Annotated in this window: 14 protein-coding genes; 9 read left to right on the forward strand and 5 right to left on the reverse strand. The window is 66.0% G+C overall.

Going from position 1 to position 15,516, the window contains the following annotated elements:
• Positions 1 to 90 precede the first annotated feature (90 nt).
• The 5 genes from ACPDIX_RS10045 (at position 91) to hemN (ending at position 5,373) form a co-directional block, all read left to right on the forward strand.
• Complete coding sequence (locus ACPDIX_RS10045) at positions 91 to 951, forward strand: hypothetical protein (protein ID WP_423431662.1); 861 nt, start codon at positions 91 to 93, stop codon at positions 949 to 951.
• Positions 952 to 1,149: 198 nt separating this feature from the next.
• Complete coding sequence (gene moaA, locus ACPDIX_RS10050) at positions 1,150 to 2,121, forward strand: GTP 3',8-cyclase MoaA (RefSeq protein ID WP_423431663.1); 972 nt, start codon at positions 1,150 to 1,152, stop codon at positions 2,119 to 2,121.
• A gap of 162 nt (positions 2,122 to 2,283) precedes the next feature.
• Positions 2,284 to 2,742 (forward strand): rhodanese-like domain-containing protein, encoded by a 459-nt coding sequence (locus tag ACPDIX_RS10055; RefSeq protein WP_423431664.1) that lies wholly within the window; start codon positions 2,284 to 2,286, stop codon positions 2,740 to 2,742.
• A 199-nt stretch (positions 2,743 to 2,941) separates the two neighbouring features.
• On the forward strand, positions 2,942 to 3,997 hold the full coding sequence (hemE, locus tag ACPDIX_RS10060) for a uroporphyrinogen decarboxylase (protein ID WP_423431665.1): 1,056 nt from the start codon (positions 2,942 to 2,944) through the stop codon (positions 3,995 to 3,997).
• Positions 3,994 to 5,373: an oxygen-independent coproporphyrinogen III oxidase gene (hemN, locus tag ACPDIX_RS10065; protein ID WP_423431666.1), complete on the forward strand. Its 1,380-nt coding sequence runs from the start codon at positions 3,994 to 3,996 to the stop codon at positions 5,371 to 5,373. The genes hemE and hemN overlap by 4 nt, the downstream gene beginning before the upstream one ends.
• Positions 5,374 to 5,399: 26 nt before the next feature.
• On the opposite strand, the gene ACPDIX_RS10070 is transcribed toward hemN, so the two are convergent.
• The 3 genes from ACPDIX_RS10070 to ACPDIX_RS10080 form a co-directional block, all read right to left on the reverse strand.
• Positions 5,400 to 7,241 (reverse strand): CAP domain-containing protein, encoded by a 1,842-nt coding sequence (locus tag ACPDIX_RS10070; protein ID WP_423431667.1) that lies wholly within the window; start codon positions 7,239 to 7,241, stop codon positions 5,400 to 5,402.
• 316 nt (positions 7,242 to 7,557) lie between these two features.
• Entirely contained in the window at positions 7,558 to 8,871 is a 1,314-nt protein-coding gene (locus ACPDIX_RS10075) for a Gfo/Idh/MocA family protein (RefSeq protein WP_423431668.1), read from the reverse strand.
• A gap of 46 nt (positions 8,872 to 8,917) precedes the next feature.
• Positions 8,918 to 10,285 carry an MFS transporter gene (locus tag ACPDIX_RS10080; RefSeq protein ID WP_423431669.1) on the reverse strand — a complete coding sequence of 456 codons (1,368 nt, stop codon included), beginning with the start codon at positions 10,283 to 10,285 and terminating at the stop codon, positions 8,918 to 8,920.
• Between the two features lie 294 nt (positions 10,286 to 10,579).
• Here ACPDIX_RS10080 and ACPDIX_RS10085 point away from each other — a divergent pair, with 294 nt between their 5' ends.
• The 4 genes from ACPDIX_RS10085 to ACPDIX_RS10100 all read left to right on the forward strand — a co-directional run bounded on the left by ACPDIX_RS10085 (position 10,580) and on the right by ACPDIX_RS10100 (position 13,034).
• Positions 10,580 to 10,843, forward strand: coding sequence for a DNA-directed RNA polymerase subunit omega (locus tag ACPDIX_RS10085; RefSeq protein WP_423431670.1), 264 nt, complete (start codon positions 10,580 to 10,582; stop codon positions 10,841 to 10,843).
• 67 nt (positions 10,844 to 10,910) lie between these two features.
• Entirely contained in the window at positions 10,911 to 11,372 is a 462-nt protein-coding gene (smpB, locus tag ACPDIX_RS10090; RefSeq protein WP_423431671.1) for an SsrA-binding protein SmpB, read from the forward strand.
• A gap of 121 nt (positions 11,373 to 11,493) precedes the next feature.
• Positions 11,494 to 12,051: a UbiX family flavin prenyltransferase gene (locus tag ACPDIX_RS10095; protein WP_423431672.1), complete on the forward strand. Its 558-nt coding sequence runs from the start codon at positions 11,494 to 11,496 to the stop codon at positions 12,049 to 12,051.
• Positions 12,048 to 13,034, forward strand: coding sequence for a UbiA-like polyprenyltransferase (locus ACPDIX_RS10100; protein ID WP_423431673.1), 987 nt, complete (start codon positions 12,048 to 12,050; stop codon positions 13,032 to 13,034). The genes ACPDIX_RS10095 and ACPDIX_RS10100 overlap by 4 nt, the downstream gene beginning before the upstream one ends.
• An 86-nt stretch (positions 13,035 to 13,120) precedes the next feature.
• On the opposite strand, the gene ACPDIX_RS10105 is transcribed toward ACPDIX_RS10100, so the two are convergent.
• Together ACPDIX_RS10105 and ACPDIX_RS10110 are read right to left on the reverse strand one after the other, a co-directional pair.
• Positions 13,121 to 13,663, reverse strand: a complete 543-nt coding sequence (locus ACPDIX_RS10105) for a hypothetical protein (protein ID WP_423431674.1) — start codon at positions 13,661 to 13,663, stop codon at positions 13,121 to 13,123.
• Between the two features lie 1,345 nt (positions 13,664 to 15,008).
• Complete coding sequence (locus ACPDIX_RS10110; RefSeq protein WP_423431675.1) at positions 15,009 to 15,515, reverse strand: hypothetical protein; 507 nt, start codon at positions 15,513 to 15,515, stop codon at positions 15,009 to 15,011.
• Position 15,516: the final 1 nt, after the last annotated feature.

The raw sequence follows: 15,516 nt of genomic DNA on the forward strand, positions 1-15,516 counted from the left end.
GACTGGACTTGTGGACAGACTGGCGAAACGATGAGCAGGTAAGGCGGGCAGTCGGCGGATGGCCAGGCGCAACCTGAACCGGAAACCCTTATGCAGCCGCTGACGGCCATGTCCGGTCCCACACGCGAGGCGCGGCGATGGGCCCGCCGGAGGTTGGAATGGTTGGAGAAGATCCTTCACACGGGACCGGGCCCGCAGTGGAACCAGTTGAGCGAGTTCGAGCAGTTCCTCCGCGACTCGGGTTTCCCTCCCAACAGCGAATACTTCGAACGACTCGCACGACTGCGGGAGGTCCTGCGCACCCGCGCCACGCCGCCTGATGCCGCCAAACGTGATTATGCCGGTTACGCCGCCGGTTGCTGGATGCAGGTCCAGTCCGTTTACGATCACGCTTTTCTCTCGGTTTGCTACGACGGCCGGTTCAACGGGCAGCGGGGCCGCATCAAGGTCACGCACCGATTCAACCGGGCCGGGCGCATGGATTTCGTCGAGGCCAAACTGATTCGGTCGTTGGACCCGCGTCTTCATGGTGCGCTGCGCAAGCTCGTTACCATCCGGGAATATCCGCATCGCGATCCCGCGTGGTGGACAGCCCCGGCCTACGCGCTGCGCGTGTTGCCCCGCGAACTGCTCTTTCTGCACCCGGACCTTTTCCGGCATCCGCGCCCTGCGTTGTTGGCCTGGCTGATCAACATCGGGCACCGAACCGTGGCGGACCTGGTCCGGGAGTTGTCCCAGACGGAGTCCTCAAGCCCGGCGGTCCACGGCGGCCGTCAGTATCCACTGGATTGGTTGCCAGCCGATGCCGTGGCCTGGCCCATCCTGCAGCAGGCCGGCCAGCTCGAAGCCCTCGTCGAGCCCGGCGACTCGCCTGACGTCCATCACGTCCGCTACCTGCGGCGGCTACCCGTGCCCGCTGACGCCGAACAGGCAGCGGCGGCGACCTCCTGATCCTCCGGTCGCCACGGTTCGATCCTCCGTCTGCGTCGGGAAGGTGTCGCCGGGCTCGTCTCTCTCGTCCCGACGGTCCGGATCAATCAGGCTTGTTCCCCGCCTCCATCAGGTCTAGTTTTCGCGCAACGAACCGGCGCGCCGGCACCCGGGCCGCGGGCCCGCCGCAACCCGGGCGGTGAAAAGGCGGAAGCAATCATGGACAGTTTCGGACGCACGATAGATTATCTGCGGATCTCGGTCACCGACCGCTGCAACGAGCGGTGCCTCTACTGCCGGCCGCACCAGTACAAGGGTTGGATCGCTTCCGGTGAGGGGCTTTCGGATACCGACCTGCTCCGGATCGTGCGGGTGGCGGCCGGACTGGGCTTTCGAAAATTCCGCCTCACGGGTGGGGAACCGTTGCTCCGGCCCGGCCTGGTGGAATTGGTCCGTCAAATGGCGCGCATCCCGGGCGTCGAATGCATCGGGCTCTCGACCAACGGCGTGAAACTGGCCCCGCTGGCGGCCGACCTCCGCGCAGCGGGATTGCGCACCGTCAACGTCAGCCTGGATGCCCTCGACCCTGCGCTTTACCACCGCATCACCGGCGGCCGGATCGAACCGGTACTGGAAGGCATCCGGGCTGCCGTGAAGGCCGGGTTCGAACGCGTCAAGCTCAACACCGTCCTCATGCGTCACGTCAACGAGCAGGAGATCTGGCCGTTGATCCGGTACAGTGCGGAGCATCAGCTCCCGCTGCGCCTGATCGAGTTGATGCCGTTGACCTCGCGCGATGTGCTGACGCCGGAAAACTTTCTCTCGGTGGAAGAGGTCATGGAACGGCTGCAACAGGAGGACGAACTGGTGCCGGCGCCGGAGGCACGCCTGGGACACGGTCCGGCCCGTTACTACCGCCTGGTCCGCTCCGGCGCCATCATCGGCTTCATCGGCGCCATGACCCAGACCCACTTCTGCGACACCTGCAACAAGATGCGCCTCACGGCCGACGGCCGGCTCCGACCCTGCCTGGGTCACCACGACGAGATCAACCTTCACGAGGCCCTGCGCGCGCCGGATGACGAACCGCTGCGCCGGCTCTTCCGTCACGCCCTGGCCATCAAACCGCGCGAGCACGAATTCCGGTCCTGCTATCAACCCGGTCGCCCCATGACCGCCATCGGTGGTTGACGGCCGGCGCCGCTTTTTGACAGGGCAAACAGCCAGGGAACGCCCCATCGGATCCGGCCCCGGTGCCCCTCCCGCAGGGGTACACTTCGGCCGGCTCCGGATGACCAAAAACCGGGACACGGCGGGCTTGAACGGCCCGGCCCCCGGTGCATGTTGGAAAGCATGAATTCGGGGCCGAATACGTTCTGGTTGATCATCCTGCCGTGCCTGGCTGCTGCGGTCGTCCTTGCCCTGTTCATCGGCAGGTGGCGCGTGTCTGCGACGGAGCCGGACGAACGCTCTTTGGAAGAGCTGCGCGCCTGGCTCCGTGGGGGCGCAGGCGTCGTGGACGTCCGGTCCCCCGAGGAATATCGCCAAGACCACGTCGCCGGTGCGACCAACCTGCCGCTGGATCAGTTGAGCGAGCGCGTCCGGGAGGTTTTTCCCGACAAGGACCAACCGCTGCTGCTGTACTGCCGGAGCGGTCGGCGCAGCGCCCTGGCGCAACGTCAGCTCTCCCGAATGGGCTACACACGCCTGTGGAACCTGGGCGGGTTGGACCGGGCCCGGTGCCTGTTGGAATCCGCGGCGGATTCCCCGCCTCAGACCAACGGCCCCTCCGCTTCCCCGGCGGGGCGGTAGGCCCCGGCGGCGCAGGCTGGCCTGTCGCAGCCGCCGCAACCAGCCCGCCCCAACCCCGCGCCCGACCCGGGACGCAAGGGCTCAAGAGTCAGACCTTGTGCCGGGGAGTGGACGGAGCCCGGTTCCCTGGAAGACCGGTCCGGCCGGCGTTGTCCTTGCCCCGGGCGCCGCTTTGTGCCCAACCTGCGCACCTGCGATCATGACCGCACGAGAACGTTTTCTGGCCGCCTGCCACTGCCAGCCGGTGGATCGGCCCCCCGTTTGGCTGATGCGCCAGGCAGGGCGCGCATTGCCGGAATACCGCGAACTCCGCAGGCGCCATCCGTTTTTGGACCTGGTTCGCACGCCGGAGCTGGCGGCGGAAGTGACCTTGCAGCCGGTGCGCCGGTTCGGTTTCGACGCGGCCATCCTCTTCAGCGACATCCTCGTGGTGAACGAAGGACTCGGCCAGGGATACCGCTTCCGGGAAGAAGGCGGGATCGCCATGGATTTTGCGGTGGAAACCGCGCGGCACGTGGAACGGCTCGATCCGGGTCGGGTGCGGGAACGACTGGCCTATCTGCCCGACGCCATCCGACGCGTGCGGCAGCACCTGGGGGATCAGACCGCGTTGCTCGGTTTTGCCGGGGCGCCGTGGACACTGGCCAACTTTGCGTTGGAAGGCGGCAGCGCCGATGCCTGGGTGCGGGCCAAAAGGTTGTGGTGGGTAGACCGCCCGTTTTACGAGGCGCTCCTGGACCGGTTGACACGGGCTGTGATCGAGGCCCTCAAAATGCAGATCGAAGCCGGGGTGGACGCCGTCCAGCTTTTTGACAGTTTGGCCGGTGAGGCGGGGCCGACGTTGTACGCCGAGGCGGCGCTTCCCTGGCTGGGCCGGGTGGTGGAAGCCGTGGCCGGGCAGGTCCCCGTCATCGTGTTTGCGCGGGGTTACCACGGCGCGTGGTCCCGGCTGCTCCTGCCGGGGGTCTCGGTGCTGGGCCTGGACTGGCAGGTGGAACTTTCCGATGTGACGGCCGAACTACCCCCCACCACGGCGGTCCAGGGCAATCTGGATCCGTTCGTCCTGACGCTCGCACCGGAGGTCGTGCGGTCGGAGGTCGCCAGGCTGATGCACGCCATGTGCGGTCGGCCCGGCTGGATTTTCAATCTGGGTCACGGTGTACCGCCCGGGGCGCGCCTGGACGCCATCCAGGCCCTCGTGGACACCGTGCGAGGGTTTGCAGCCACGGTCGGAGCCGGTAGATTGACCTCATGACGATGCTGTCCGTGGACCTGGACCTGGCGCGCAAGTACAACGTGCCGGGTCCACGTTACACCTCCTTCCCTCCGGCCAATCATTTCCGCGAAGGCATTCCCTGGTCGGAGGTGGAAACGCGCATCCGGGAGAACAACCGGACGGAGCGCGATCTTTCGCTCTATTTTCACATCCCCTTTTGCGAGACGCTCTGCTGGTTCTGCGGCTGCACCACGGTCATTACGTTGAACCATGACAAGGGCCGGCGGTACGTTGAAACCCTGGGCCGCGAGGTGGCCCGTATGGCAGCACTGCTCAATCCCCGGCGCAAGGTGGTGCAACTGCATTGGGGGGGCGGCTCGCCCACCTTTCTGCGCCCGGAAGAAATCCGGCGTCTGGGGGAGATCATCCACCGGCATTTCACACTGGCACCGGACGTCGAGGCGGGGGTGGAAATCGACCCACGGCGGCTCACACGGGACCACCTGGTCGCCCTGCGCGAGGTCGGGTTCAACCGGGCTTCCATGGGCGTGCAGGATTTCGATCCGCAGGTCCAGAAGGCCGTGCACCGGATCCAACCGCGCGAACTGACCGAGCAGGTCCTGCAATGGTGCCGCGAACTCGGCTTCCAATCGGTCAACCTGGACCTGATCTACGGCCTGCCCCATCAGACGGTCGAATCGTTCAACCGGACGCTGGACATCGTGCTGGAACTGAGGCCCGACCGGCTGGCGGTGTTCAGCTACGCCCACGTGCCCTGGATCAAACCTGCCCAGCGGATCCTGGAAAAAATGCATCTGCTGCCCGCGCCGGAGACCAAACTGCAGTTGCTCAAGCTGGTCATCGAACGTCTGACACGTGACGGCGGCTACGTGTACATCGGCATGGACCATTTTGCCCTGCCCACCGACGAACTGGCCGTGGCCCAGCGTCAGCGCAAGTTGCAGCGCAATTTCCAGGGCTACAGCACCCGCGCCGGGGCCGACATCTACGCCTTCGGCATGTCCAGCATTTCCCAGACACCGGACATGTATTGGCAGAATCAAAAGGAACTCCCGGCCTACGAACAGGCGGTGGAATCGGGAGAAGCACCGCTGCATCGCGCCTACTTCCTCACCGAGGAGGATCAACGCCGGCGCGAGACCATCATGCGGGTCATGTGCGACCTCGGCCTCGACTATGCCGAGATGTCCGCCCGGCTCGGCGTGGACTTCGAACGCCACTTCGCCACCGAACTGGCATCTCTGGCCCCGCTGGAAGCCGACGGTCTGATCCGGCGCAGACCGGGTGGATTCGAGGTGACCGACACGGGGCGGCTTTTCATCCGCAACATCGCGATGTGCTTCGACAACACGCTGCCCCCGCCCGAACAGCGGCGTCATTCCCGCACGGTTTGAACCGGAGCCCGGCCGGAGAGACCGTCTCAGTTCACGCTCAGGCGGTACCACCCCTGCATGGCCGAGGCCGGGGCCGTCACCTTCCAAAGCGTGTTGCCCGAGAGACTTTCGAACCGGGCCGCGGTCTCTTCCAACCACGGTCCCGCGGGCTGCGGGGCCCGCCACAGCCGGAACGTCATCCCCGCCTGTGGCGCACCGACCTCGAACGTTGCCGTGAACACGCCCCCACTCCATGTGACGGGCCACGCGAACCGGAGGGTCGGCAGCGCCAGCGCCCGGACCTGCACCTCGCGCGCGGGTCCCCAGGGCAGCGTGCGGCCCGGCAGTTGAGCCCGCACCCGCAGCAGATACGTTTCCGTGGTTCCCGGCACAAAGACAAACCGTGCCTGGGATCCCGTGTCGGTCACCGTGCCATCCAGGATCCGGCCCGCATTCTCCACGCGGATGTCGTCCACCAACCAGCCCACGTCGGTCGAGGTCTGGTAGAAATACTGGCCGCCGGTGAAGTCATAGACGAAACGCAGTTGGGCAGCCCGCCCGGCGTAAGCCGACAGCGGGACCGTGACGGTGCTGTACGCGGACTGTCCGCCGTCGCCGGTGCCGGCCCGGCTCCAGAGCTCGTTCCATGTGCGGCCCTCGTCGGTGCTGATCTGGAGGCGCGCGATCTGATTCGGCGTCGCCCAGCCGAGCCGCGACGCGAATCGCACCTGGCTGTTCGCCCGGATCCAGAACACCGGGTTGAGTTGCAACACCTGGGCCGTGGCCGGGGATGGATGCGCCAGGTGAAAAGCGAAATTGCCGGAGGCGACCCTGCCGGTCACGTGCGGATCGTACCCCTCTGACACCGTGAATGTGACCTGCGAGAGACCCCCTTCGCCGCCTTCGAAAAAGGGGTCGTTGAGCAACCGGCTGGATTCCCACTGATAATTGGTGGCCGCGGCCACCGGGCTCCAAGTGTAGAGGTTCTGGTTGGTGAGCGCGGCCGGGTCCGGCCCTGCCGGATGGGGGGCCATGTAGGGGGGAGTGAGGTCCAGCTTCACATTCCCGAGGTTGACCACGCTGACGTTGGTCACGTGCGTCAGCCCGGGTGCGCTGAATGTGACCGTGTAAGACCCGTTGCCGGGCACCGGCACGGCGTATCCTCCGGACACGGCGGTGCGACCGTACCAGTTGTTGCCGCTCACGACCACCTCGATCCCTCCGATGCCCTCGCCCAGGTCATAAAAACCGTTCGTGTTCAGGTCGAAGTACGCCACACCGGTGATCAGGGGCGTGGCGCCCGAACGGGTGGCAAAATCCTGGGTGACCACCTGGGGGCCCACATCCGGATGGTTGGTGTTCACCACGCCGATTCCCACCTCGCGGAAGTTGGCCCCGTGAATGTTGAGACGGTGCCCCGGCGGATCCTGCATCCCTCCGGGACCGGTGCCCCAGTCCACTTCGAAAGCTGCATGGCCGTGGAAGACCGACCGCGCATAGGCATAGACGTTTTCACCGTACGTGCTCCACGGATAACCCGCCTGCGTGATCCGATCGCCCGGGTCCGACCCGTCCGAGCCGATGTGACCCTGATACCCCTGCATGGCCATGTCCAAAGTGTGTGCGCGGGCCGCCTGGAGCAGTTGGGCGTTCATGGCCAGGGGCGGCACCGGCGGCAGCGACGCAACGTCCGCCTGCATCTTGTCGAGGTCCACCTGGAAGAAGGAATAGGCCGACAACACTTGCGGGTCGGTGGTGTTGGCCAGGCGAACGGCCTCGCCGGCCGGATCGAGCCGCGCGCGATTGATGTACTCGAGGTAAAGCTGCTCCTCGTCGGTGGGCTCGCCAATCGACCACAACGAGGCGCCGGGGGGCGGGTCATGTTGCATTTCCCCCGCGGCGAAAACGTCCCTCGATACCACGGGCGGGGCCGGTGGCGGCGCCTGAGGGACGGTTGTCTGCCCCTTAAGGATAGTTGGGAAAAACAGCAGAACCGCGCCCAGACCGGGCAAACCTCGAGGCATGGGGCGCCGCGTGCGCACGGGATGGCATGGCATGGACCTCGCAACGACATCTGCATCCCGTTCGGGGACGATCATCGCCGGTGCGGGAGTCGGCCACCCGCAGGAATCGTCATCGGCCATGGCCCCACCATAGCCGCCGAAGGCGAGCCTGGCAAACTTCGGCGAACCGGCGCCGCCCCGCTCACTCTTTCAACCCCCGCAGGTCCACTTCCCACGCCTCGTTTGCCCGCAGCATTTCGTCCCAGGTTACCTCCGCACGGCGGTAGGCCGCGGTGCGCCCCAGGATGGCGGTGAGATTGCTCCGCACACTGGGTGCCACGGTGGGATTGGAGACGTCCCCCGAACGGATGGCCCGATGGAATTCGGCGATGTTGTTTACCGCACCCTCCGTGTACAGGTTGGCCAGTTCCCCACCGTTGAACAGGTCGTCGTCCGCCCGCACCATGACCCGGCCGAAATAGTGCGTGTCGGCGTACCCTTTGAACCCGTACACACGGCACATGATGTCGTCGATGCCCGACCCCACCTGCTTGGAAAGGAAATTCACCAGCAGATCGTTCGGGAAACGGAACACGCAGGAAAAGTGGTCCCAGCAGTCGCCCACAAAATCCCGTTTGCGGCCGCCGCTGCCCCACGCACTCACCGGCGCGGCGTCCAAAAACCAGGTGGCCACGTCAATGGCGTGGATGTTCTGTTCCACGATCACGTCGCCGCTGAGTTTGCGGTCCACACCCCACGCACGGAGACGGATCTCCGGGTTCGTGGGATCGGTGCGCAGGAGCCGGTCCATGTGACGCCATGTGGGACCGCACAGATAACTGGCCTCACCGTTGATCAGCGCGCCGATCATGCCCCGGTGCACACGGCGCACCGCCTCCTGGTAGGACGGATGCGCCCGGGTCTGGAAATCCACCAGAAAACACAGCTTTCGTTCCGTGGCGCGGCGGCCGGCTTCTTCGATCCGGCGACACCCGGGTACGTCCACGGCGATGGGTTTGGCCAGGAAGACGTGTTTGCCCGCCTCCACACTGTCCCAAGCCTGGGCCGGATGAAACCAGGGCGGCGTCTCGATCACCACCGCGTCCACCGGCTGTTCCAACAACCGCAGGTACCCTTTCAACCCTGTGAACCGCGCCTGCTCCGGCACACCGAACTTCTCCCCCGCCTCGGCGACCCGGTCGGGAAAGTAATCCGCCACGGCGGTAATCCGGTAACCGCCATGCTTGAGAAACAACCCGCCGATCCACTGGCCCCGGTTGCCGCAGCCGATCAGGCCGAGGGTCAGCATCTCCTGCGCCGCCGTGCCCCGCACAAGCCCGGGCCGCAACAGCGTCAATCCGGCCGCCGCCGCGCCCGCGGCCAGGAACCGCCGGCGCGTGATCCCGCCCGGGCGGGTGCCCCGCGTGTGAGGTTCGGAAGGACCGAACCCGCCGGCGTGGGCGTCCGGTGAGCTGCGTCGTGTCAAATCAGCCTCGGAATCTGGCCTCGCATTCATGCGCATGTGGGATTTGCAGAACCGGCCGCGCCGATGGCGGTGCCGATCATGACTGCTGCGTGCCCTTGCGGGGCCGCGACGAGTCGAACTTGCCATGAGCCACCATCATCAACAAGCCCCCGATGAGCCCGAACGGCGCCATGAAATAGAAGTAATTGCCCAGGTTCTGATCCAGCAGCCGGCCCAACACGATCCCCGCCAGACTGCCGCCGAAATACTGGAAGGAATCAATCACCCCGAGCGCAAACCCGGACATGCGACGTCCGCCGATGTCCATGGGAGCCGCACTGCCCAGGATCGAGTGCGTCGAATTGGCCGTGAACGAGATCAGCACCAGGAACACAATCGCCGCCGTGACACCGTGGAACCGGGCGGCCAACAGAATCAGCGCCGTTTCCATGAAATAGAGCACGGCCGCCACCGGCGCCCGGTGCCCCTTGAACAGCGTGTCCGACACGTAGCCCGCCAGCAACGAACCCGCCGACGCCATGAATGGAATCAGGAAGGCCAGGAACTGAAACTGCGCCGAGCGCAGGTCCACCTGGTAGAGGTCCTGCATGTACCGAGGAAACCACTGGTCCACCGCCTGGCGCACCGCGCCCGTGCAGGCGTAGGCGGCCGCCGTGATCCACACCACCGGCTGACCCGCCACGGCTCGCAACACCTCGCCGATCTTGGCCCGCACCTCGCCCGGGGCCTCCGCAACTGCCGAGGGATCCGAAGGCGAAGTGTCCGGTACGACCCCCGCGTAACCCGCCTGTTCGGGCGTCTCCCGCACCCACAGCGCCACCGCCACGGCCACTAGCACGCACAGCACCGACGGCACCCAGAACAACCAGCGCCAGTGCAACGGCGGCACCTGCAACAGCCCTGCCACGCTGAACCCGGCCAGCAAGGCCGGACCCAGCGTGAAGATGCCAAACCGCCCCAGATTGATCATGAACCCGAAGATGCCCGAGAACCGGCCGCGTTCGCGCCGGGCGAACCAGGCCGTGTTGATCTTCACCATGCCCGGCGCGCCAAAGGACTGGAAGTAACCGTCCAACGCACGGATGGCCACGAACAGGCCGAGCATCCCGGCGAACGACGCCGCGCCAAACAGGAGGTTCATCGCCACCGTGCCGGCCGCCCCGATGAGCATGGCCCGTTTGCCCCCCAGCCGATCCGCCAGGGCGCCGTTGACGATCAACCCCAACGCGTAGGCCAGGAGGGCCGCGCTGATGATGTGACCGATCTGCTCCCGGCTGAACCCGAACTCCCGGCTGATCTCGGGGTTGGCCAGCGAGAGGTTGTACCGGCACATGTAAAAGCTGGTGTAGAGCAACCCCAGCCAACCCCAGTTCCATCCCCTTCGGAGCCGAAAACCGGGTGGGTATCGGGGACGGGCGGTTTCATGAATCTCGACCTGGTCCATGATTGTCTGCTGCTGCGTGAGGTCGCGCCGCGGCGCGCCAGCTAACCAGACCCCCGGCCGGGCCGTCAAAAGCTTTTGCCCGGTTGCCGCGAAAGCCACCGGCTCACCGGCCCATCCCCTCCGGAGAAGCGAAGCGCTCGGGTAGCGACCCGCCCGGCAGGGGCAGGTAGGGCGCGGACCTGCCCGGTCGGGCCCGCCCTCTTGGATCGAGGTCTTCTGCCGGTGCCAATTTCCGGTTGCGGCGCCGCCGGTTTTCCATATGCTGTACGGGCTCTGGACGTTTCGAGCCCAACGATGAACGCCGAACTTTGCAAGCGAGCGCTGGAAAAGGTCGGGGACCCGAACATCCTGGTGAACATTGTTTCCCGACGGGTCCGGCAACTGCTCTCCGGTTCGGGCGGTTTGAGCCGCCCGCAGGTGGCCCATCATCCAAACATGGACGCCACGGACATCGCGCTGCTGGAGATCGCCGAGGGAAAGATTGTCTGGGAATTCCCCGAAGCCGACGAGGCAGGGGCACCCGCAGAAAAGCCCCGGCGCCGTACCCGGCGGAGCTGATCGGGTTTCCCACGTTGACCCCACACCGCAACTGGCCAGGAGGGCGACCTTCTGGCAGTTGTAGTTTATGGACCGGATCGTGACCAACCCGAAAGCCCGGCACGACTACCACATCGTGGAGACGGTGGAGGCCGGAATCGTGCTGCGGGGTACGGAGGTCAAGGCCCTGCGGGAGAAACGGGCCAGCCTGCGGGAGGCCTGGGCCGAGGTCCGGAACGGCGAGGTCTGGTTGCGCAACGCGCGTATCGAGGAGTACAAGCCCGGCGGTTGGACCAATCACGCGCCCCAAGGCGACCGCAAGCTCCTGTTGCACAAACACCAGATTCACCGGCTCCAGAGCCTGACCGCCGCCAAGGGCCACACCCTGGTGCCGCTCTCGATGTACTGGAAAAACGGTCGCGTCAAAGTCGAACTGGCCGTTGCCCGCGGTAAATCCCAGGTGGATCGCCGGGAGGAAATCAAACGGCGCGAAAGCGAGCTGGAACTGCGCCGGGCCCTGGCACGAAAGGATCACCGGCCCCGAACATGAACCGCCCGCCTGCGCACCTCCGCTGCCGCGTTGTCCGGCGCCGCCCGGTCGGTCCCCAACCGGTGCCGCCCGCTGGGACAAGCTCCACCGGGCACGGTCACCCCGCGGGTGGACGCATCCCATGAGGTTCCTGGTTGCCATCACCGGCGCCAGCGGCGCGCTGTACGCCCAGCGCCTGCTGGACAATCTGGATCCGAACCAGCACGAGGTGCACGTGGTGCTGAGCCGCTATGCACCGCAGGTGATCGAGGCGGAGTTGCCCGGGGGATTGCGCCTGGCACCGGGCGTGCGCATCCACAACGCCCGGAGCATGAACGTCCCCTTTGCCAGCGGCAGCAACCCGCCGGACGCCATGGTGGTGATCCCCTGCACGATGGGAACGCTGGGACGGATCGCTCACGGTTACAGCGAGGACCTGCTCCTTCGGGCAGCGGACGTCGTGCTGAAGGAACGGCGCAAACTGATCCTGGTCCCGCGGGAGACGCCGCTGAACCTGGTCCACGTGCGGAATTTCGAGCTGTTGTTGCAGGCCGGCGCGGTGATCCTGCCGGCCAACCCCTCGTTTTACACCTGCCCGACCACGGTGCAGGCCGTGGTGGACACCGTGGTGGCACGGGTGCTGGATCACCTGGGCGTGCCACACCGGCTGGTCCCGCGTTGGGCCGAAGAGCTGGAATGAACGAGCAAAAACCAACGGTTTCGTCTGCCGCCCGCGCCTCGGTCGCCGGGGAAGCACCCTCCGTGCCCCGGCCCCGGCGGGGGCCGATCGCCCAGATCCGCAAATGGCTTTCGTTCGTGCGCTTTTCGCACACGATCTTTGCCATGCCGTTCGGCCTGGCGGGCATGGCGGTGGCCGCGCGTGAGAACCGCGGTTGGCCGGGCTGGCGGACGTTTCTGCTGATCGTGGCGGCCATGGTCTGCGCGCGGACCTGCGCCATGGCGTTCAACCGCATCGTGGACCGCCGGTTCGACGCGCTAAATCCGCGCACCGCCCACCGGCACCTGCCCACCGGCCAGATCAGTCTGGCGTCGGCGTGGTCCTTGTGGGCCCTGAGCGGGGCCGGACTGGTTCTCACCAGTTGGTTTCTAAATCCGCTCTGTTTCGTGCTGTCGCCGGTGGCGTTGTTCGTGCTCTGCTTTTACTCGGTCACCAAGCGGTTCACCCCTTACACGCACGTGTTCCTGGGGGTCGCGCTGGCGCTGGCACCCGTGGGGGCCTGGCTGGCCGTCAAGGGTGGCGACCTCACATGGTGGGACGGACTGCGGATGGCCACTCTGGCGGCGGCGGTGGTCTTCTGGGTGGCCGGATTCGACATCATTTATTCCATCCAGGATTACGAGTTCGATCGCCGACACGGACTGCATTCGCTGCCGGTGGCCTGGGGCCCGCACAACGCCCTGCTGGCCGCCTTCCTCAGTCACATGATCATGATGGGTTTGCTGCTGTTGTTCGGCCTGTTGTGCCGGTTCCGCGTCGCCTACCTGGTGGGCTGGTTCTTGATCCTGCTTTGTGTGTTGCTGGAACATTGGATCGCCCGTCGTCGCAGTCTCAACTGGGTGCAAACGGCCTTCTTCCGACTGAACGCGGTGATCAGCGTGATCTTTTTGGCCGTCACCCTGGCAGAGGTGATCTTCCAGGGTGGGTTTCGGTTGCGGTTGTGAAAGGGACCGGCACGGCATGCGGGAATCCACCGGGACCCTTGCGCCCTCCCGGCCCGCCCGGCACGGCCCCCCGGGGAGAGCCCGACCTAACGGTACCAACGCGTCGCGATGTCGGCGGGTCCGACCACGCCTGCCCTGCCGGGTCCGGCGATGGTGAGCCGGTAATCGAATTTGTTGGTTCGACTGAACTCGCCGAGGCAGCGATAGTCGCTGTTGACCACCACCGCCACGACCACGTTGTTTCGTATGGGCCTGCCCGGGGGAGGCGCGAGACTCACCGGCCCGGATCGCACGGGCTTGCTGTAGACGACCGAACCGCCGGTGGTGCGGTACACCAACTGGCAGGTCAGGTTCGAACCCAGTGGGGTGAAAAGGATGCCGACCATACCCGTGGCGTTGGAGGTGAGCAGGGGAATCTGATTGGCGCCTGACCAACCGGGCAGGGTCCCCCGTTCCGGGACCAGGGTGCCGTTGAGGTTGGTCGTCACGACATGGCAGCGGGCCGTCCAAGGCGGGGTATCGATCCAGAACGGTTCCCACTCCGCGCGGATCGTCCGGCCCAGTTGTCGTCCAACAACCGCCGAAAAGCCGCCGACCAACGGCCGAAGCCGCAGAAGCCGGGCGGGCACGAAACTCGCGGATCAACCGTCGCGTTTGAGCCGGGCCGGGACCGTGCGGGGCGGTCGCCAGCCCTTCCAACACCCGGTTGGTGCAACAGCACCAGACCCAGGCCACTGCTCCCGGCGAGACGATCTCGCCCAAGAACCGCGCAAAACACTCGCCGTACTGCGTGCCGCCCAGGAGATTTCGCCAAGTGCAAATCTGCACCCCGTTCGAATACAGGTTGACCCCCTCGGCCGATGGACAGCCGAAGCTGTCATCTTGGAGCCAGCCGCCGTAACACTCGATCGGCATGAAGGGCGCGATCATGGCGCCGGCACTGAGCCAGCCCATGCTGGAGTAGTTGCCGGTGCGCCGGGCGGTGGCCTCACTTTGCAGCCAGGTGTTGCCGCCCTCGTGAAACCACGCGGCCTGTTTGCAGCCCGGCATGTCGGCCAGGATCGCGTGGATCGCCTCGTGAATGACCGCCTCCTGTCGCCAGAAGCGGTCGGGATAGGGACAGGCAGGATCGAACGAGTAGACCGGATCATACGAGAGCAGGAACATGGGCCAGGATTCGTGGTTGTGGGTGATGCTGCCCATCCAACCGCCGGTGTCGTCGGGGCGGCCACCCACGCAGGTGCCCGATCCGTACAGGTAAACGCTGCTGTTGTACCCTCGCTTGGCCCGTTTGTCGGGGGGCAGCCCATGACCTCCCGGTAGTGGAAGAATTCCTCGTGCAGCCGCCGGAGCATGGGGATCCAAGCGTTGGAAGTGACGAGCGGATGTTTGTCCGGCCCGAATCTGAAGCACAACCAGTTCCCCGGCAGCGTGACGGTGGTCGTCACACCGGCGCAATCGTCCAGCACGTTGGTGGGCGCCGGAAGATCCGGGTACTCGTCAGCAAAATTCCAATTCAGGTCGGGGTCGTATGCCGGCCAGGTACAGGGTGCGTCGGGCCGGTCTGCCACCCCTTCCACCCGGAGCGGCAGCTCCCGTTGTTGCAGACCGCCCCGCACCCGCAGGCGCATCTCGAACCATCCGGGCGGCGCGTCCGGGTCGGCTTCGAGGGTGAGCAGACAACGACCGGTCTTCAACGTCGAGGGGTGCAGCTCGGCGCTCACGCCGGGTGGCAGGTTCGTCAGTTCCAACCGGACCCGGGCGGCGAATCCCTCTTCCGGATGCAGGCTCAGCCAGCGGGTGGTCGCCAAGCCCTGGGTCTCCACCAGATCGCCGGCGGGCAGGGCCACGGAGAATCCCGGCAGGGACACGTTCAGCCGAAAAAACTGCCGGGGCTGTGCCGGCTGGATCGTTGCGTGATTTGTTTCGCCCTCCCGGACCGGCTCCGGCAGGTCGCAAGTTGTCCAAGCCGGGTCAGGGGCCGACCTCATCGGTCCGCTCCAACAGGTGGTCCCGAGCCGGCCACCGCAATTGGAGCGCACCGGTTTTGGTTCGGATGATGTGCAACCGGTTGGCGTCCCGTACGAAGGCCACAAACGCTTCCGGGCCCTGTTGATTGGGATAACGGGTCCGTATCCAGGCCGCACTGCGTGAGACCGATTCGACGCGGTATTCATCCAGAATCCCATGGAAGAGCCGGTCCCAACCCCCGCCGACGCAGAATGCCTCGCTGCCCGTGGCCGGCAGCGAGCTCTTCTGCCACCTGGCCACCCGCGGGTCGTCCACATAAAGTTCCGCCCGCAGGCCGTTCTGCACGGCGGCCAGGTGGATCCAGCGTCGCAGTGCCCCTGCCGGACTGATCGGAAACCGCATGTCCCCGCCCCACGGCGCGGTTTCGCACCGGAAAGCGTCGCCCTGTTGCCACAAAAACATCCGCCCCACTTTGGCCAGGATGACACCGTCCCGGATCTCGTCCTCCAAC

Origin of the sequence: Limisphaera sp. 4302-co (assembly GCF_049537155.1) — a bacterium.
Classification (GTDB): Bacteria; Verrucomicrobiota; Verrucomicrobiia; order Limisphaerales; family Limisphaeraceae; genus Limisphaera.

Bases quoted from the DNA above. Each gene is read 5' to 3' on its own strand.
- ACPDIX_RS10045 (WP_423431662.1), top strand. From the start codon at position 91: ATGCAGCCGCTGACGGCCATGTCCGGTCCCACACGCGAGGCGCGGCGA.
- moaA (WP_423431663.1), top strand. From the start codon at position 1,150: ATGGACAGTTTCGGACGCACGATAGATTATCTGCGGATCTCGGTCACC.
- ACPDIX_RS10055 (WP_423431664.1), top strand. From the start codon at position 2,284: ATGAATTCGGGGCCGAATACGTTCTGGTTGATCATCCTGCCGTGCCTG.
- hemE (WP_423431665.1), top strand. From the start codon at position 2,942: ATGACCGCACGAGAACGTTTTCTGGCCGCCTGCCACTGCCAGCCGGTG.
- hemN (WP_423431666.1), top strand. From the start codon at position 3,994: ATGACGATGCTGTCCGTGGACCTGGACCTGGCGCGCAAGTACAACGTG.
- ACPDIX_RS10070 (WP_423431667.1), bottom strand. From the start codon at position 7,241: ATGCAACATGACCCGCCCCCCGGCGCCTCGTTGTGGTCGATTGGCGAG.
- ACPDIX_RS10075 (WP_423431668.1), bottom strand. From the start codon at position 8,871: ATGAATGCGAGGCCAGATTCCGAGGCTGATTTGACACGACGCAGCTCA.
- ACPDIX_RS10080 (WP_423431669.1), bottom strand. From the start codon at position 10,285: ATGGACCAGGTCGAGATTCATGAAACCGCCCGTCCCCGATACCCACCC.
- ACPDIX_RS10085 (WP_423431670.1), top strand. From the start codon at position 10,580: ATGAACGCCGAACTTTGCAAGCGAGCGCTGGAAAAGGTCGGGGACCCG.
- smpB (WP_423431671.1), top strand. From the start codon at position 10,911: ATGGACCGGATCGTGACCAACCCGAAAGCCCGGCACGACTACCACATC.
- ACPDIX_RS10095 (WP_423431672.1), top strand. From the start codon at position 11,494: ATGAGGTTCCTGGTTGCCATCACCGGCGCCAGCGGCGCGCTGTACGCC.
- ACPDIX_RS10100 (WP_423431673.1), top strand. From the start codon at position 12,048: ATGAACGAGCAAAAACCAACGGTTTCGTCTGCCGCCCGCGCCTCGGTC.